Below are 17,364 nucleotides of genomic sequence, written 5' to 3'. Positions count from 1 at the left end.
GTCCTGCCACGGCCGTCCGGACGTTGCGTCGGGTGCCTTGGGGGTCAGGCGGTCGGCACGGCGACGAACAGGCTGTGGCCGTCGCGCAGGATGCGCAGGGCCACTGCGCGGTGCGTATCCCCCGTGCCGCCCTGCGACTGGATCGCCTGCACCGCCTCCTGCGGCGAGGTGACGGCACGGTTGCCGACGCTCTGCACCACGTCGCCCGCCTTCAACCCCGCCTCACTAGCCGGGCTGCCCGGCCGCACGGCGGCGATCACGGCACCCTGCACGTCTCCGGCCAGGCCGAGGCTTTCCCGCGCGGCGGGATTGATCGGCGCCAGCGCCAGACCGAGGCGGCCTTGCTCCTTGGCGGTGGACTGCGGCGCGGCCTCGGCGGCCTTGTCCGGCAGGGTGGCGGTGGTCAGCCGCAGGGATTGCTCCCCGCCGTCACGCCGCACGGCGAGCGTCGCCTCCGTGCCGGGGCGGAGCGCCGCTACCTGGCGGGCCAGACCACGTGGGTCGCTGACCGCATCACCGTTCACCGCCGTAATGACATCCCCCGGCTTCAGACCGGCCTTGGCCGCCGGCGCGCCCGGCTCCAGCTCTGCCACCAGCGCACCCTTCTGCTGCGACAGGTTCAGCGCGGCGGCCATCTCCGGTGTCACCGGCTGCGACACCAAGCCGATGTAGCCACGCTCCATGTGGCCGTGGGCTTCCAACTCGGCCACCACCTGCTTGACGACATTGGAGGGGATGGCGAAGCCGATGCCGACCGAGCCGCCGCTCGGGCTGAAGATGGCGGTGTTGACGCCGAGCACGGTGCCGTCCAGCCCGAACAGCGGGCCGCCAGAGTTGCCGCGGTTGATCGGCGCGTCCACCTGCAGGAAGTCGTCATAGGGACCGGCGCCGATGTCGCGGCCGCGCGCCGACAGAATACCGGCGGTGACGGTGCCGCCCAGGCCGAAGGGGTTGCCCACGGCCACCACCCAGTCGCCGGGCCGTGCCTTGTCGGAATCGCCCAGCGCCAGGAAGGGCAGCGGCTTGCCGGCGTCCACCTTCAGCACCGCCACGTCGGTGCGCGGGTCGCGGCCGACGACGCGGGCATCCAGTTCGCGGCCGTCCTCCAGCGTCACCACCACCTTGGTGGCGCCTTCCACGACGTGGTTGTTGGTCACGACATGCCCCTCGGCATCGACCAGGAAGCCGGAGCCGAGCGCCTTGGCGGCGCGCGGCGCCTCCTGCTGCTGCTGCCGGCCGCCGAAGAACTGGCGGAAAGTGCGGTCCTGCTCCGAACCCTCGGGGAAGGGAGAGCTGGCCTGCTCGGCCTGCACGCGCTCGGTGCTGGTGATGGTGACGACGGCGGGGCGTACACGGGCCACCATGTCCGCGAAGCCCGGCAAGGCGGGGCCGGCCTGCGGCATGATGGGGGCGGCGGCGGTGGTCTGGTTCTGCGCGGCGGCGGGCACCAGCGTGGCGCCGAGGCCACCCAGCGCGGTGCCGGCCAGCAGCAGGGCGGCAAAGGCGGCGTTGCGGCGGGACTTGGGGTTGAACATGGGACATCTCCTGGAAGGGGAGCAGGGCGGCTCGCGCCGATGGCCCTTTATCAGCCTCGCATCATGGAGGCGGGGGCCGCGCGAAGATGTCGATCCTGTCAGAAAACTCCGGACTGCCGGTCAGGCGCTGGCAGATGGCGGGAAGGCCAGTTCCACGCGGAGGCCCGGCGCCGCATCCGCCAGCCGCAGCGCCGCACCATGCAGCCGCGCCGTAGCGGCGACCAGCGCCAGACCCAGCCCGTTGCCCGGCGTGGTGCGGCTGCGGTCCAGGCGATAGAAACGTTGCAGCACCCGGCCGTGCTCGGCCTCCGGGATGCCGGGGCCGGTATCGCGCACAGCCAGCAGCGGACCGCGCGGGGTAGCCTGCACGGAAACCATCACCCGCACGCCGGGGCCGCCATGGGCCAGCGCGTTTTCCACCAGGTTGGCCACCGCCTGGCGCAGCAGCGCCGCATCGCCGGTCACATGTTGAGCCGGCTGGATGGTGGCCTCGATGGCCTGCCCGGCCTCCTCCGCCACGGCGTCGTAGAGTTCCGCCACCTGTGCCGCCAGGGTGGACAGATCGACCGGGATCATCGCCCCCTCCGGAACGCCGGCCTCGGCGCGGCCGATCCGCAGCAGGGCGGAGAAGGTGGCCAGCACGCCGTCCAGCTCATCCAGGCTGCGCTCCAGCGTTTCCGCATCCGCCTCGGGCGCGCGCGGGCGGGCCACCGCGGCTTCAAGCTGCTGGCGCAGGCGGAACAGCGGGCTGCGCAGGTCGTGCGCGACGTTGTCGGTGGTGACGCGCAGCCCCTCCACCAATGTCTCGATCCGCGCCAGCACGGCATTCATGGTGGCGGCCAGCCGGTCGAATTCGTCGCCGCGCCCGGCTAGCGGCAGGCGGCGCGACAGGTCGCCACCCATCACCGCCTGCCCGGCCTCGGACACCAGCCGCAGTCGCCGCTCCAGCCGCCGCGCCACGATGAAGCCGATCAGCAGCGCTGCCAGCGCCGCCAGCAGGCCTGCCACCGGCAGCGCCCCCACCAGCGCCGCGGCCCCGCGCCGCACCGGGGCAAGGTCGGCGCCAACACTGAGCTGCATCCCGCCGGGCAGCAGCGCGCCCAGCACCCGCAGGTCCCGCCCGTCCGGCGCGCGGATGGTGGCGAAGCCGCGCAGGCCGGCGGGCGCGCCATCCAGCCGGCCGGCGACGGCGGTACCATCGGCGGTGCGGAGCAGCATCAGCGCGCCACGCCGCCGCGACAATTCCCCCACCGCGATGGCGAAGCGCTGCGGGCCAAGGGTCTGGAAATCTTCCAGATAGCCTTCGGTATCGATCGCGATGGCGGCGTCGAGCTGTGCGCCCAGCGCCGCCGAGGCCCGCCAGTAGCCCCAGCCGAAGCCGGCCCCGCACACCAGCAGCACCAACGCCGCCAGCAGCCCCGCCACCCGCAGCGCGAAGCTGCGGGGCATCACGCCGCGCCGCCCCCCAGCACGTAGCCGGCGCCGCGCAGGGTGCGGATCAGCGGCGGCCCACCGGTGTCCAGCTTGCGGCGTAGTCGACTCACATGGACATCCACCACGTTGGTGGTGGGGTCGAAGTTGAAGTCCCATACCCGTTCCAGCAGCATGGTGCGCGTCAGCACCTCGCCAGGGTGGCGCATCATGTATTCCAGTAGCCGGAACTCGGTCGGCAGCAGCTCGATCGCCGCGCCGCCGCGGCGCACCGTGCGGCGCAGCAGGTTCATTTCCAGGTCTGCGACGCGCAGCACTGCCGCCTCCCCGGTATCGGCCTGGGCGGCGCGGCGGGTCATGGCGTCGAGCCGCGCGCGCAGTTCGCTGAAGGCGAAGGGCTTGACGAGATAGTCATCGGCACCGGCGTCCAGCCCCTCCACCCGCGCCTCGAGCTCGCCACGCGCGGTGATGACCAGCACCGGCGTCCGGTCGCCTGAGGTACGCAACGCGCGCAGGATGGAGATGCCGTCGGGGCCGGGCAGCATGCGGTCAGTGATCAGCGCGTCGAAGCTCTCGTTCAGCGCCAGGAACAGCCCATCGCGACCGGTGCGCGCCACCTCGACGACATGGCCGACCTCCTGCAGCCCCTTAGCAAGGTAGTCGGCGGTGGCCGCGTCGTCCTCGATGATCAGCACGCGCATGGTCGCCCGCCTCCCGTTGGACAAGGGATGCCATAGTAACCCGGTTCGCTGCTGCCGGATTAGATGCAACGGTCGCTTCAGGCAACGCCTTCGGCCCCGCATGTGGCATGAGGCAGAGCCGAGGCCGACATCATCCTCGCCACGGACATCAGAGCGTCGCGATGGCTAGGGTCGCGGATCGTCATAAATACTTCCAGCAGCATGGTCAGGTCGCTCACCGGACCTACAGCGCGGTTTGCGCCGTGGACGCCCTGCCCAGACTGTGTCGCCGCATTCAACAGGACATCAGCACGAATACCCAGTGCTTGGGCAATCGCCACCAGGCGGCTTGTGGTGATACCCGTGGTGCCGGTTTCGTAGCGATGCAGCTGGACGCCCGTGACACCAATGCGGGCTGCCACCTCCTTCAAGGTGAGCCCAGCTACGCGGCGCTGATGACGGATTTCCTTGCCAACGGCGGTCGATGTATTGTCCAGCAAAACACATTATCCTGGTTATTGAGACGCCATTTTGGATATATACCCAACCAGAAGTTGCTCTTATAGTTCCCCCAAATGTCTGAAAACGTAAAGATCTTGAACAAAACGTGATGGCTGCGCCTGGATATAGGTGTGATCCCCACGCTGAGGCATTCTCCTCAATCAACGGCACGAAGCCGACATGCCATGATGCATCGGCTAAAGCCTCGCAATTAAAGTTACCGAAGCGGCAACGTGAGGTCTGACAACCTGCGCACCGCACCCTACCGAAGCGTCAGCTGAACAATTGCTGTGAGTTGCAATGAGGTTTCCAGCGTGCATGGGGATCGATGGGAGGTAGCGTGCAACCAGGGCCGATTTGTCTTCGGAAGTTTAAGGCTGGCCTGCACCGATGCGCTGTAGACTGATCATCACCCAGCCGAAGCGCCATCACAGCCTTTAAGCCTCAGTTATCTAAAGCGGCTCACCGGGTGTCCGACCTCGGGTTCGGCGCAGCAGACAAACCTCGCGTCGCCCGCAGAGAGCTATCGAGGACCACTGAGTTCACGTGGGAAGACATGATGATTTGGTACATAGACGGCCGCATTCAGAGCTGGCCCCGTGAACGTCCAGACATACAAAAAACAAGAGAAAGTGAAAATAGCCGCAGTGAAACTTACTGAGCTAGCGCGTGCTTTCTTTGAACGTTTCCGGAGACATCACATGAATCGCGGCGTTCCATCCCTAACGGCTCTGCTGGGTGTGCTGGCGGTTGCCGGATATCAGAACCGTGACAAGCTTACGGAATTACTTGGAGGATTCACCAGTGGTGCTGCTGCCACTCCTGGTACAGGGAGTTTTCCAGCAACACAGGGACGCGAGAGAGAGCCTGGCGAAGTTCACAAGGACGGCAGCATTGCTGCGGTGCTGACGGATGGCCTGCGGAACTTAGTGGAACGTTTCCGCGAAGCTGGGCATGGGGAGACTGCGGATTCATGGGTAGCTCAAGGCCCCAACCGTGATGTCGCTCCGCAGCACATTGAAGGCGCGATTGGTTCCGATATGCTGGACACACTATCGAAACAGATCGGTCTATCCCGTGAGGAGATCATCTCTCGCCTCATCAAAGAACTGCCTAACGCAATCGACAAATATACTCCAGAAGGGCGGATTCCGGCTTAGGCCCGTTTGATAATGCTCGGGTGAAGTGTTTGGGCATCCTAGCGTGCCCAGAAAGACACTGTGACCAGCCCCCATTGAGTGGTCCTGGCAAAATGTTAGTACATGGCTGGCTTGGATAAGAAGGCGGCGCAATAAGCGTAGTACCATGCCTACCTGCAGACCAAGACCTGGCGCGCAAGGAGCCGCAAGGTGCTGCGCCGTGATCCTGTCTGCACAGCCTGTGGCAAAGCCCCATCCGAACAGGCCCACCACCTGACCTATGAGCGGATCTACCGCGAGCCCTTGTTCAACCCAGCCGGCGTTTGCCGTTCCTGCCACGCCAGTCTGCCTCGCCGGGACAAGCTCGATGAAGCCATCGAAAGCGTTGAACCCCCAGACGAGGACCTTAACTTCGGCTAGCGGGTGGTCAGGGGCAGGTCGAAGGACTGCACACCGGCGTGGCGTCCTGCACGTCGCCGACGCGGAAGCACTGCACTCGTCCAGGTAACAGGCCCTCCAGCGCTCGATCGGGTTACACGCCATCCAGTCGCCTTGGCGACTTGAATAGCGAGGCTACGCCACCAGCGAGGACGAGATTATCAGGCTGCATTAGTGCCCCGCCGCCTTCGCCATCCTGCCCTTCGGTTGCCATATGCCGTTGAACCAGGCGGAGCAGCCGCGCTTCAGCGTATCGGCTGCAGCAGCGCTAGTGTCTCAGCCGAAGGTGTGACGCCGAGCCCTGGCCCGGATGGCAGCGTGTAAACTCCACTTCGGCAATCCATATCGCCCTCCACCAGCCGCCTGTTCGGCTCGAAAACCGAATGCTGGTACTCGTGGTACTCCACCGCCGCCAATGCGGCACTGGCCTGTAAGCTCGCGGCCATGAAGATGCCTACGCCAATGGTGGCATGCGGCATGATGCGCAGATGGTGCGCCGTGGCGTAGTGCCCCATCCGCATGAATTCGGTAATGCCGGTATGGCCCATCTCGGGCTGTATGATGCCGCAGGCGCGCCGTGCGACGCGCGGCACCACATCAAACACCGTCCGCCATTCCTCGCCGGCCGCGACCGTGGTGGAAACCTGGGCGGCGACGCGGGCCAATCCGTCAATGTCCTCCGGCCGCACCGGCGCCTCGGCGAACCACAGGCCGTGCGGCTGCATGGCGTGGATCAGCGCGATCGCCTGCTCGGCGCTGTGCGCCCAATGCATGTCGCAGGCAATTCCGGCCTGCGGGCCGAGTGCCTGCCGCAGCGCCGCGATCTCGGCCACCACGCCATCATCGGCCACGGGCGCGGCGAATTTGAAGCGGTCGAAGCCGCGCGCCTGCCACTCCGCCGCCATCGCCGCCCGCTCGGGCAGCGTCGGCTTCGGCAGGCCGGAGATATAGGCCGGGATGCGCGCATGCCGCTGGCCGCCCAGCAGCTTCACCACGGGCAGGTTGCTGATGCGCCCTGCCAGGTCCCACAGCGCGATGTCGACGGCCGCCAGGGCATCGAGGTAGAAACCGCCCGTGTAGCCGCGCACCCGCATCAGGTCGTAAAGGTCGTCGTGGATGACCGAAACGTCGTGCGGGTCGCGCCCCACCACGAAGGGCGCCAGCAGGTCGTCGATGATCGCCATGGTGGCGCCGGGAGCGACGATGCCATAGGTCTCGCCCCAGCCGACGGCGCCGGAGGCGCTCTCGATCCGCACCAGCACGCTGCGGTCGACGGTGGGATAGACGGTGCGGTTGCCCCGCCGCACCAGGTAGCCGCGCTCGTTCACCGTCTCGCCCTCGCGCAGCGCGCCGAGATAGGGCGTGTCGCGCGGCACGGTGAGCGAGAAGACCTCGACGCGGGCGACGCGCTCGCTCATGGCCGCACGGCCAGCAGGTCGCCGATCCGCGCCAGCCAGGCGTCGATCTCCGCGATATCCTGCCCGTCCAGCGCCGGCAGGCGGGCGCGCACCGCATCGCCGTGCAGCACGCCGCGCCGCGCCAGCACGTGCTTGGTGAAGCGCATGCGGAAATTGGCCTGGATCACCAGCAGCGGCAGGCTGCGCATGTAGAGGTCGCGCGCCCTGTCCACCTCGCCGGCGCGGAAGGCGCGGTCGAGCGCGACATGCACGTCGGTCAGCTCCACCGCCGGCATCGCGCCGCAGGCGCCGCGCCGGTATTCCTCGACGATGTAGCGCGCGCCGCCGCCGCCGAGCACGCCCAGCAGATGCGGCGGCGCGCCGGCCAGGATGGCGGAGATCGGCCCGCCCGAGGGCAGCGTCTCCTCCTTGACGTAGGCGATGGCCGGGTTGTCCCGCACGATCTCCAGGATGGTTTCCGGGCTGAGGTCGGAGCCGCGCGGCGCGGGGGCGTTCTGCAGCACGATGCGCAGCCCCGGCACCGCTGCCGTGATGGCGGCGTAGAAGCCCGCCACGGCGGCGGTGCCGGCGCCGACGCTGCGCGGCGCCTGGATCATCACGGTGTCGATGCCGGCCGCCATGGCGGCGCGGCTATGCGCCACGGCCTCCTCCACCGTGCCGGCGCTGGCGCCGGCCACCACCGGCACGCGGCCGCCGACGCGCCGCACCACCAGTTGCAGCAAGGCCGTGCGCTCGTCCGGCGTCAGCTCGTCCACCTCGCTGGCGAAGCCGGGGAAGACCACGCCATCGGCGCCGCAGGCCAGGGCGAAGTCAACGATCCGCTCCATGCCGGCGGGGTCGATGGCGCCGTCCGGCAGGAAGGGGGTGGGTAGCACGGGCAGGATGCCTTGCAGCACGGACGCTCTCCCTCAAGTCCACATTATGGATTATGGTTCCTTCTTGTGGACTTGTGCCGGCCCGGCGTCAACCGGCGAAGCCCGGCTCCGGCAGCCCCGCCACCCCGGCCGCGATGGCAAAGACGCTGCCCGACAGCGGCGCCTCCCGCAGTTGCTCGGCCGACAGCCGCACCCGTGCGCTGGTGACGAACAGGGTCCGCAGGTCGGGGCCGCCAAAGGCGCAGCTTGTCGGGCGCGGCACCGGCAGCTCGACCCGGCGTTGCGGCACCCCGGCGGCGTCCAGCCGCTGCACGCACCAGCCGTCCCACATCGCCACCCAGACGCAGCCCTCGGCATCGACGGCCAGCCCGTTCGGCGTGCCCTGCCCTTCCGGCCACTGCATGAAGACCCGGCGGCCGGACAGTGCGCCGCTCTCCGGTTCGACATCGAAGGCGTCGATCCGGCGGCGGGCGGAATCCGCCAGGTAGAAGCGCCGCCCGTCCGGGCTGAAGCCCAGCCCGTTGGCGACGTGCAGGCCCGTGACCATGGCGGTGGCCGCGCCATCGGCACCGATGCGGTACAGCGCGCCGGCATCGGGCGTGGCGTCCAGCGCCAGGGTGCCCACCCAGAAGCGACCCTGGCGATCGCACTTGCCGTCGTTGAAGCGGTTGCCGGGGCGGTCGGCCTCCGGCACCGCCAGCGTCTTGCCCAGGCCCGTTGCTGGGTCCAGCGCCCGCAGGCCGGACCGCGCGGCGGCGACGAGCCCGCCCTGGCGGCGCGGCGCCAGGGCGCTGACCATCTCCGCCAGCGGCAACGCGGTGTCGGCGCCGGTGGCCGGGTCGCTGCTGTGCAGGGTGGGCTGCAGGATATCGACCCAGTGCAGCCGCTGCTCGGGCACCGACCACAGCGGGCCCTCGCCCAGCAGCGCCTCGGCCCGCACGGCCAGCGTGGCGCCGCTGCCGGCGCCGCCCGGGCGCGGCGCCACCTCCAGCGACATCGCCGATTGCCCGGCATGGCCGGAGGTGCGGCGCGCGGCCTCGATCACCTCGCGCCCCAGCGCGTGCAGCCGCGCTTCCGGCAGGCGGTAGGCGGGGCCGACGATGCAGATGGCGCCGAGCGGCCGGGCGCGGTGGTCCAGCACGGCGGCGGCGACGGCGTTCACCCCCTCCGACTGCTCCTCCAGCGAGATCGCGTAGCCACGCGCGGCGGTCAGGTCCAGCTCGCGCCGCAGTGCCTCGGGGTCGGTCAGCGTGCCGGGGGTGGGGGTCGGCAGCGGTTGCAGCCGGGCCAGGAAGCGGGCGCGCCCGGCGGGGTCGAGCTGCGCCAGCATCGCCTTGCCACAGGCGCTGGCATGCGCCTCCACCCGGCCGCCGACCCGGTTGGTCAGCCGCACCGCCTGCCGCGCCGCGTCCCGCTGGTCGACATACAGCACCCCGTCGCCGTCCAGGATGCCGAGCCGCGTGGTTTCGGCCGCCAGCTCGGTCAGCCGCGCCAGCTCCGGCTCGGCGGCGCCGCGCAGGTCGAACTCGTCCCACACGCGGTGCGCCATCTCGAACAGCCGCGGGCCCAGGCGATAGGTCTGGTTGCGCGGGTCCAGCCGCAGCAGCCGCGCCTCCACCAGCGCCGCCAGGATGCGGTGCACGGTGGGGCGGGACAGCTTGGCATGCGCCGCCAGGTCCACGAAGCGCAGCGGCTCGCGCGCCTCGGCCACGAAGCCCAGCAGGGCGATGCCGCGGGTCAGTGCCTGGGTGCCGGGCACGGCGGTGCCGGCGTCCTCGTCGGGCTCGGTGGTGTCGCGCTTGATCTTGGCCACGGCATTCCTCGGCTCGGGAAAGAGTTTGACCATCCCCGCCGCCCATTCCAAGATGTGGACAAGGATTTCAAAAAAATGTCCCGGCCGACCGGGACCCTTGGAGGAATGACATGCAGGCCACCCGACGCGCCATGCTCGCCGGCGGCTTTTCCGGCATCGCGGCCCTGGCGGCGCCCCGCCCGGTCCGCGCCCAGGCTTCCTATCCGGACCGCCCGGTGCGGCTGATCGTGCCCTTCACCCCGGGCGGCGCCGGCGACATCGTCGGCCGCCTCCTGGCCGCGCATCTGCAAAAGGAGCTCGGCCGCTCCTTCGTGGTGGAGAACAAGCCCGGCGCCGGCAGCGCGCTCGGCGTCGAGCAGATCGCCCGCGCGGTGCCGGATGGCTATGCGGTCGGCATGGCCAACATCGCCAGCCACGCCATCCTGCCCAACCTGCGCAGCCTGCCCTACGATCCCGTGAAGGATTTCGCGCCCATCGGGCTGGTGGCGCTGACGCCCTGCCTCCTGGTGGTCAATCCCGACCGCCTGCCGGTGGCCGGCGTGGCCGAGCTGGTGGCCCGCGCGAAGGCGAAACCGGACGAGCTGGACTTCTCGTCCTCCGGGGCCGGCACCAGCCTGCACCTGGGCATGGAGATGTTCATGCAGGCCGCCGGCATCCGCATGACGCATATTCCCTTCAACGGCAGCGGTCCGTCCCTGCAGGCGCTGCTGGGGGGGCAGGTCGGGCTGTCCATGGAGGTCGCCGCCGTGGCCTGGCCGCAGGTGCAGGAAGGCAAGCTGCGGGCGCTGGCGGTGACCACGCCGCAGCGCGTCGCCTTCGCACCGGATCTGCCGACGCTGGAGGAGTCCTTTGCCGGCACCGCCATCGCGCCCTGGCACGGGCTCGTGGCGCCCGCCGGCACGCCGCAGCCGATCATCGCCAGACTGGCTGCCGCGACCAGCAGCTTCTTGCGACAGCCAGAAACGCTGGAGCGGTTCCGCCAGCAGACGCTGGAACCCAAGGGCGCCGCGCCTGCCGAATTCGCCGCCTTCATCCAGGCCGAGCTGGCGACCTTCCGCGAGGTGATCCGGCGCGGCAACGTGAGCGTCAACTGATGCCGCTCGCCCGCCGCGCCCTGCTGGCCCTGGCCGCCGCGCTGCCCGCCGGCGCGGCGCGCGCCGCCTTCCCCGACCGCCCGGTGACGCTGCTGGTCGGCTATGGCGCGGGGGGCGCCACGGATGTCATCGCCCGTGCCCTGGCCGAGCGCGCCAGCCCGCGACTCGGCCAGCCGATGGTAGTGCTGAACCTGCCCGGCGCCGGTGGCACCCTGGCCTCCGATCGCACCGCCAAGGCGGCGCCGGACGGGCAGACCATCCTGCTGATCGCCAATGCGCATGCCGTGGCGCCGGGCCTCTATGCTAGCCTGCCCTGTTTGGCCTCCTGGCGCCGCGCGGCACCTCAGCGGCGGTGCTGGACCATCTGCACTCAGCTCTAGCGACCGCGATGGCGGAGCCAGCCATGCAGGCACGATTGACGGCGCTGGGCATCCTACCGCAGCCGATGACACGGTCGGAATGGGGTACCTTCTTGGCGGCGCAAACCGAATTCTGATCTGCCATCCCCCGCCGGGCATCCGTTCAACCCAAGTGACGATCGCCTTGGATTGCCGGTCGATCATCGCGGTGAAATCGATCATCGGCTTGACTTGGAGACCGTAGTCACGACAGCCAAAGAACCCGTGGAATTACATGGACATGACTGGAAAGGGATGGACGTCGCGGTAGCGCTGCTCAGGGCGGCCAGAGACGGGTCAGCAAGGCGCAAAACGACCATGCCGATCAGCCGCGGTGACGGGCGAGAAAGGCCTGCAGGTCCTCCTCGCTGATGCGGATTTGCCGGCCCAGCCGGTGCACGCGCAGGTCTCCCTGCGTGATTGAGCGACGCACCGTCTTGGTGGAGACGGCCAGACGCGTGGCCACCTCGACCACACTGAGCAACCGGGCCTGACGAAGCAGGGCAGGGGCCGTGGAAGGGGCACCAGCATGGCCCTGAGCCGCAGGAGAGGTGCCGACAGCGGGCGCCGATGAGAGGGACGCCGCCGGCGGGCTGGAGGAGCGTGGAGGGGGGTGGGATGGGTGCTTGGGCATGACTTGAAGCTGCCGTCACGACGCTTGGAAGCGGTAACGCCGGCGCAGCCAAAAGCCTCAGGCTCGGTCAGTTCATGCGAAACTGATCGATAGAAATTACCATTATAAGCAGAGGTTTAAGACGCCAAGCAGCTCGTCATGACACTGATCGATGCACGCGAATCAGCGCTTGCGTGGCCGCTTGACGGAGCTTGGGACAGGATCGCCGAGGAGGTCGAGCTGCGTCGGTAAAGCATCGGTGCCAACGTCAACCGGTGACGTTCGTTTCGATTTAGGTGGTACCGCTTTGGCTAGGTCCGCAGGTTCTGCAGGAGTGGCAACAGGCCGTGCCGGACGACGGGCAGATTTTCGTGTCGGCTGCGTCTGCTGAGCCTCGAGCAGATCGAGCGCCTGGGTCAGCAGCTGCTCATTGGTCAGGCCCGTTCGGTTGCGCAGCGTCTCCAGGCGCAGCAGGACAGACCGTGCCATGTCGAGCGAGCCAATCGCCTTGTTGGCCCGGTAGCGGCGCTGCCGTGCGACAGCGCTGGTGCCGGGATCCACATCGGCTTCAGGTGGGAGGGATGGCGGTCCGGGGGCCTTTGAGCGCGTCATGCAGAGTCCTATCGAGGTCTCACTGGGAGAACGCCAACTGTCGCAGGGCAAGCTCGTCCGTAACGGAGCAGGACCAGCCAAGGTTGGGAAAGTCGTTTCACGCCAAGGATGGCAGCGCTATCGTCCGCCCTCCCGCCGCCTCGCCTGATTGAGATTCGGGAGTAGAGCCTCTGGCTCGTGAGTGCGGTGGGGCCGATCAAAAGTTCAGCGGCACCCGCCCTGCGAGCAGGCGAGGCTCCCTTCTTGAGGCGCTTCGGTGGTCCCTGAGAAAGTAGTGCCACCAGCGTGCACCTCCGGCGGAGCCTGGCTTCGAGACCAGGGTTCCAGAGGCACGTCGGTACGGGACTTCCAATTGCTGCGCCAACTGGTCGCGGCCAACAAAACGTTGGTCTGGTTGCCATTCATCTCGAAAGACGAGTACCCACTCGCGGCAATCTCGCGCTTAAACGCGCCTATCGGGTGGGGCAAGCGAGAACTATCTAAACGCTGCGCGTGCAACACCATGATGTGTGCCGCACAATCAGCCGGATACAGGCGCCCGGACAGGCCCAGATGCAAAAACTCCGACCTTGAGGGCCGGGGTCTGTCGTCAAGCGGAACTTCCGATTGCTGTGCCATCTGGTCACGATGGAACCACATTCCACCCGGTTGCCAGCCTAGCCGAAGCTAGGTCTCCGAGCCTGGCAGGAGGCAATCTAATTGTGTGCCGGAACTGGCTCAAAATCTTCCACCGGGCGCACGTTGGATAGCATTCCATCGGTACGGCGACGCCAGCGGATCGAACGCTGCGATCAACCCGGAAGCCACCAAACCCTTGCCACCATCGCTGGCCTCGTCGGCACGCTGGCGCTCGAGCGTGCGAGAGTTATGAGCGCACCCCGGGAGGTCCGGGCCATATCGACCTCACGCTCGATACTGATAGATTATCGGACACCAGATGTGGGATGATGCATGCTTCTCACGGCAAAATCGACAGGCAAGCCGAGCGCACGATGTGAGATCTGCTGGATTGGATTGACCACCATCGTGTTGAGTGGAGCCTCCGTTGCTGTCCCCGGCTTCAGCGATCTTGCCCATGCCTCGCTCCTGACGCGTGTAGGTATTTCTGCGCTAATCGGCTTCGTGCTGTCGTGGATCTTTTGCCCGGCACGTCCGCAGCGAAATGGACGTAGCGCATCTGGTTCAGATAGAGCGGACGGCTCTTCAGGGGCAGAGGGGTCAGATGGATGTAGTAGCGATGGAGGAGACGGCGGTGAATGAAGTCGTCTTGGCTCAGCCCTTGGCTCTAAGACTCCGCTTTGCTCTGCTGAAACCTTATGGTTGGGCTAACGCTGGGAGGGCATCCGAACTCTGGACGCGAGGATGCGATGCGCAGCATGACGAAGTCGGCGGTTCAGGTGGCACGCGAGGCTTTGGCTGTCGGGCACCAGACCTTTCCGGCCTACGGCAGCCCAACCTCACGGCATGACTTTACCCAGGCCCAGCTCTTTGCCTTGCTGGTGCTGCGCCAGTTCCTGCGAACCGACTATCGAGGTCTCGTCACCCTGGTGGCCGAATGGCAGGAGCTGCGGAAAGCCTTGGGGCTACAGAAGGTGCCCCATTATTCTACCCTGGCTTACGCAGCACGCCGTCTCCTGCCGGAGGCGGAAGAAGGGGGGTTTTCCACCACGCTCAGGTGGTCATCGTAGAGCGTGCAGAGGCTGCCAGCCTGATCGATGCTTCGCCAGTAACCGCAGTCGACGCCACGGGGTTGGAAACGCGGCACGTCAGCGAACACTTTGGCAAGCGCCGAGGGGATGGCAAACGCGCAGGTCACCGCCAGCGGGCCTAGCCAAAGCTCACTGCGGTCCTTCATACCCACTCGCACCTCATCGTCGGGGCGGTGACGGGCATCGGTCCGAGCCAGGACTCTCCCGACTTCACGCCGCTCATGCGCCAGGCCGCCAGCATCCTGTCTTTCGGCATGGTGCTGGCCAATGCTGGCTATGATGCCGAGCACAACCACCACCTTTGCCGCGAGGAACCGAGCGTCACCCGAAGCGTGATTGCCCTGAACCGCCGCAACACGGGACGGCGCTGGCCGAAGATGCCCTACAGGCGGGCCCTCCGACGACGTTTTCCTCGGGCTTTGTATCATCAACGCTGGCATATCGAGAGCGGCTTCAGCCAGCACAAGCGCCGCCTCGGTTCAGCGCTGACCGCGCGAGGACATCAGGCGCAGCACCGCGAACTCATCCTGCGTGTCCTCACTCACAATCTCATGCTCCTCGCCGCAACCACATGAGCTTTTCAACAGAGCAAAGCGGACTCTTAGAGCTAGCCTTAGGCGCCCATACGGGGTCAAACGCTCTGCTGATCTACAGAAAAATCGCGACGGACTACCACTAAGGTGCCAAGGGATTGCACCCATGTCATTAATATATACAGTTTCCTGGCTATGGACGGGATACTCCATGTTGAATGACGGGACGAACAACACGTGAGTGATATTGAACTTGTCGTAGATGCGCACTCTCGGATCGGTGAATCACCACTGTGGAGTGCGTCGGAGCAGGCACTTTACTGGATAGACATCAAGAAGCCTGAACTGCGGCGGTACAACGAGGGGACCGGTGAGGAACAGCGTTGGCCGCTTCCTAGTCAGGTCGGCGCGTTTGCTTTGACTATGCAACCCAAAGGGGCCCTCCTAGCGTTGCGGGACGGACTCAAGCAGTTGGATTTCGCGACGGGCGCTATCGTGGACGTCGCGCCACCGCCCTATGATGCGACGCTGTTCCGCTTCAATGATGGGGCCTGCGACCCGAAGGGGAGGTTTTTTGTCGGGGTAACATTTGAACCTATTGAAGGCGATGGTCAGCCTAAAAAAGCGTCGCTACACAGTTTTACCCTTAGGGGAGGTTTGCGCCGGGAGCTGGACATCAGCACGCAACATAACGGCATAGCATGGAGCCCGACAGGCAGTCACTTTTATCTTGCCCACAGCAATGATGGTGAGATCTGGCGGTATCATTATGATCCGGCCAATGGCCGATTGAATGACCCTGAGATTTTCGCGCATGTTGCGCCGGAGGTGGGCGTACCGGATGGTGCGGCAGTGGATGCCGAGGGTTGTTACTGGTGTGCGCTTTACGGCAGTGGCCGCCTTCGCCGATACCGGCCGGATGGCGTGCTCGATCGCGAGATCGCATTACCGGTTAGTCAGCCAACCATGTGCGCATTCGGTGGCCAAGATCTAGGCACTCTTTACGTGACTAGCGCTGCCGAAGGGCTGGACCCTCAAACACTTGAAAGAGAGCCTCATGCAGGTGGGCTTTTCCGCTTTCGTCCTGGCGTAAAGGGTACAGCGCCCTGCGCCTATGTGCGGTGATGATAGTCGATTTACAGGATGTATCGGGGCCAAGCCCATCGTCAGGGCGATCTAAAAGCGCTGACCCAACCAAAGCTCGTTTGCCAATAGATATTATGACAGGAGTAAACTGTTAAACACAGCAGCCGATTATGGCTTCTTTATTAAGGTGCTTCGCAAGATAGTTAACCATCAAATTTTCCAGCGCTGCCGCATCGCTCAGTAATAGCAAGAAAATTTAGTTGGATAATTACTTAGCGCTTGCCCCTTGCTTACGAGCGCCACTGCGATGTTTCCAAAATCATGATTTCCGTTATCATGGTCGCGCTTCTTATTCGAAGCATCGCCTATTCATAACCCCCCTCAAGTGATACCAAGCGGCAGACCTAGTACCGCAACCTCGGCCATACTCGCTGGTTACTGAAATCGAACCGATCATCGCAAGGTCGAGTTATTCTCGTGGAAGTGGAACCGTGTTCGTTGGCCACGAGAAAATTTGAGGAATCCGCTGGGATGACAGTTTCCTCGTCAGGGTTCATCTCTGTCACATGGCGTAGGCTTTGGCCATTACCTGCGCTGCTCCTCACCGCCGGCATCTTCGCCGGCATCGCGACGTGGGTTCTGTCCGCGCCCGTCCGGGCATTCGAAGAATCCGAAGAGCTATTTTTCCGGAACGGCGATGCGGCGCGGGGCGAGCAGGTATTCCTGGCCGGGCAATGCGCATCCTGCCACGCTTCGCCGGGACAAAGCGACCGAACGCGGCTCGGCGGCGGGCTGCCGCTCGCGTCTCCCTTCGGCGCCTTCAACGTTCCCAATATCTCACCCGATCCGATTGATGGTATCGGCCGTTGGCGCGGCATCGACCTCGCCAATGCGCTGATGTCGGGCGTGTCGCCGGACGGGCGGCACTACTACCCGGCGCTACCCTACGTGGCCTATGCCCGCATGCGACCCGAGGAGGTGCGGGACCTGATGGCCTATCTGCGCGGGCTGCCGCCCGTCGCGGGCCGGCCGCCGCCGCATGACCTGCCGCTGCCCTTCCGCCTGCGCCGCGGCATCGGCCTGTGGAAGCGTCTGTTCCTCGACCGCTCGCCCCTCACGGACGACCCGTCTCACGACGCCGCCTGGAATCGCGGCCGCTATCTAGTGGAAGCCCAGTTGCATTGCGCCGAATGCCATTCCACCCGCAACTTGCTCTACGCCGTGTCGGACGACACGCGCCATGCCGGCGGCCCGGACCAGGAAGGCACCGGGCTGGTGCCGAACATCACGCCCGCCGCCATCGGCCACTGGTCGGACGACGACCTTGTGGTGCTGCTGACCACCGGCCGGACGCCGGACCTGCGGCAGGTGGCTGGCAGCATGGCGGATGTGGTCCGAAACACCGCGGCGCTGCCCGAGCCGGACCGCCGGGCGATTGCGGCCTATGTGCGCGCGCTGCCCGCGCGGCCCTCCCCGGACATGCCCTGAC

16 protein-coding genes and 1 pseudogene are annotated in these 17,364 nt (G+C 66.6%); 8 read left to right on the top strand and 9 right to left on the bottom strand.

Annotated elements, in window-relative coordinates; translation table 11 throughout:
• Nucleotides 1-44: 44 nt before the first annotated feature.
• The 4 genes from IAI59_RS19920 to IAI59_RS19905 form a co-directional block, all read right to left on the bottom strand.
• A complete protein-coding gene (locus IAI59_RS19920; RefSeq protein ID WP_207415168.1) occupies nucleotides 45-1,535 on the bottom strand; it encodes a DegQ family serine endoprotease in 1,491 nt (496 codons plus the stop codon).
• Between the two features lie 120 nt (nucleotides 1,536-1,655).
• Nucleotides 1,656-2,984 (bottom strand): sensor histidine kinase, encoded by a 1,329-nt coding sequence (locus IAI59_RS19915; protein ID WP_207415169.1) that lies wholly within the window; start codon nucleotides 2,982-2,984, stop codon nucleotides 1,656-1,658.
• Nucleotides 2,984-3,667 (bottom strand): winged helix-turn-helix domain-containing protein, encoded by a 684-nt coding sequence (locus tag IAI59_RS19910; RefSeq protein ID WP_207415170.1) that lies wholly within the window; start codon nucleotides 3,665-3,667, stop codon nucleotides 2,984-2,986. The genes IAI59_RS19915 and IAI59_RS19910 overlap by 1 nt, the downstream gene beginning before the upstream one ends.
• A gap of 77 nt (nucleotides 3,668-3,744) precedes the next feature.
• Nucleotides 3,745-4,146: a helix-turn-helix domain-containing protein gene (locus IAI59_RS19905; RefSeq protein WP_207415171.1), complete on the bottom strand. Its 402-nt coding sequence runs from the start codon at nucleotides 4,144-4,146 to the stop codon at nucleotides 3,745-3,747.
• Between the two features lie 702 nt (nucleotides 4,147-4,848).
• On the opposite strand from IAI59_RS19905, the gene IAI59_RS19900 reads away from it, so the two are divergent.
• Nucleotides 4,849-5,307 (top strand): YidB family protein, encoded by a 459-nt coding sequence (locus IAI59_RS19900; RefSeq protein ID WP_207443987.1) that lies wholly within the window; start codon nucleotides 4,849-4,851, stop codon nucleotides 5,305-5,307.
• 662 nt (nucleotides 5,308-5,969) lie between these two features.
• Here IAI59_RS19900 and IAI59_RS19895 read toward each other — a convergent pair.
• The 3 genes from IAI59_RS19895 to IAI59_RS19885 form a co-directional block, all read right to left on the bottom strand.
• A complete protein-coding gene (locus IAI59_RS19895) occupies nucleotides 5,970-7,142 on the bottom strand; it encodes a mandelate racemase/muconate lactonizing enzyme family protein (RefSeq protein WP_207415173.1) in 1,173 nt (390 codons plus the stop codon).
• Nucleotides 7,139-8,038, bottom strand: coding sequence for a dihydrodipicolinate synthase family protein (locus IAI59_RS19890; RefSeq protein WP_207415174.1), 900 nt, complete (start codon nucleotides 8,036-8,038; stop codon nucleotides 7,139-7,141). The genes IAI59_RS19895 and IAI59_RS19890 overlap by 4 nt, the downstream gene beginning before the upstream one ends.
• Before the next feature lie 67 nt (nucleotides 8,039-8,105).
• Nucleotides 8,106-9,830, bottom strand: a complete 1,725-nt coding sequence (locus IAI59_RS19885; RefSeq protein WP_207415175.1) for an SMP-30/gluconolactonase/LRE family protein — start codon at nucleotides 9,828-9,830, stop codon at nucleotides 8,106-8,108.
• A 110-nt stretch (nucleotides 9,831-9,940) separates the two neighbouring features.
• Here IAI59_RS19885 and IAI59_RS19880 point away from each other — a divergent pair, with 110 nt between their 5' ends.
• From IAI59_RS19880 to IAI59_RS23485, 3 genes are read left to right on the top strand one after another with little or no spacing between them, the layout of a single operon-like run.
• The gene (locus IAI59_RS19880; protein ID WP_237180369.1) at nucleotides 9,941-10,924 is read left to right on the top strand and encodes a Bug family tripartite tricarboxylate transporter substrate binding protein; all 984 of its coding nucleotides are present in this window, start codon (nucleotides 9,941-9,943) and stop codon (nucleotides 10,922-10,924) included.
• Entirely contained in the window at nucleotides 10,924-11,304 is a 381-nt protein-coding gene (locus IAI59_RS19875; RefSeq protein WP_207415176.1) for a tripartite tricarboxylate transporter substrate-binding protein, read from the top strand. The genes IAI59_RS19880 and IAI59_RS19875 overlap by 1 nt, the downstream gene beginning before the upstream one ends.
• Nucleotides 11,277-11,420, top strand: a complete 144-nt coding sequence (locus IAI59_RS23485) for a hypothetical protein (protein ID WP_207415177.1) — start codon at nucleotides 11,277-11,279, stop codon at nucleotides 11,418-11,420. Before IAI59_RS19875 ends, IAI59_RS23485 begins: the two co-directional genes overlap by 28 nt.
• A gap of 227 nt (nucleotides 11,421-11,647) precedes the next feature.
• On the opposite strand, the gene IAI59_RS19865 is transcribed toward IAI59_RS23485, so the two are convergent.
• Together IAI59_RS19865 and IAI59_RS19860 are read right to left on the bottom strand one after the other, a co-directional pair.
• The gene (locus IAI59_RS19865; RefSeq protein WP_207415178.1) at nucleotides 11,648-11,797 is read right to left on the bottom strand and encodes a helix-turn-helix domain-containing protein; all 150 of its coding nucleotides are present in this window, start codon (nucleotides 11,795-11,797) and stop codon (nucleotides 11,648-11,650) included.
• 321 nt (nucleotides 11,798-12,118) lie between these two features.
• Nucleotides 12,119-12,496: a hypothetical protein gene (locus tag IAI59_RS19860; RefSeq protein ID WP_207415179.1), complete on the bottom strand. Its 378-nt coding sequence runs from the start codon at nucleotides 12,494-12,496 to the stop codon at nucleotides 12,119-12,121.
• A gap of 1,427 nt (nucleotides 12,497-13,923) precedes the next feature.
• Here IAI59_RS19860 and IAI59_RS19855 point away from each other — a divergent pair.
• From IAI59_RS19855 to IAI59_RS19840, 4 genes and pseudogenes are all read left to right on the top strand, one after another.
• Nucleotides 13,924-14,235 (top strand): hypothetical protein, encoded by a 312-nt coding sequence (locus IAI59_RS19855; protein ID WP_207415180.1) that lies wholly within the window; start codon nucleotides 13,924-13,926, stop codon nucleotides 14,233-14,235.
• A 158-nt stretch (nucleotides 14,236-14,393) separates the two neighbouring features.
• Nucleotides 14,394-14,831, top strand: a pseudogene (locus IAI59_RS19850) (transposase); the annotation flags it as partial.
• Nucleotides 14,832-15,026: 195 nt separating this feature from the next.
• Nucleotides 15,027-15,914, top strand: a complete 888-nt coding sequence (locus tag IAI59_RS19845) for an SMP-30/gluconolactonase/LRE family protein (RefSeq protein WP_207415181.1) — start codon at nucleotides 15,027-15,029, stop codon at nucleotides 15,912-15,914.
• Nucleotides 15,915-16,406: 492 nt separating this feature from the next.
• A complete protein-coding gene (locus IAI59_RS19840; RefSeq protein ID WP_207415514.1) occupies nucleotides 16,407-17,363 on the top strand; it encodes a cytochrome c in 957 nt (318 codons plus the stop codon).
• Nucleotide 17,364: the final 1 nt, after the last annotated feature.

This window comes from Roseomonas haemaphysalidis (genome assembly GCF_017355405.1).
Classification (GTDB): domain Bacteria; phylum Pseudomonadota; class Alphaproteobacteria; order Acetobacterales; family Acetobacteraceae; genus Pseudoroseomonas; species Pseudoroseomonas haemaphysalidis.
This window is presented reverse-complemented; position numbering and strand designations above follow the sequence as displayed.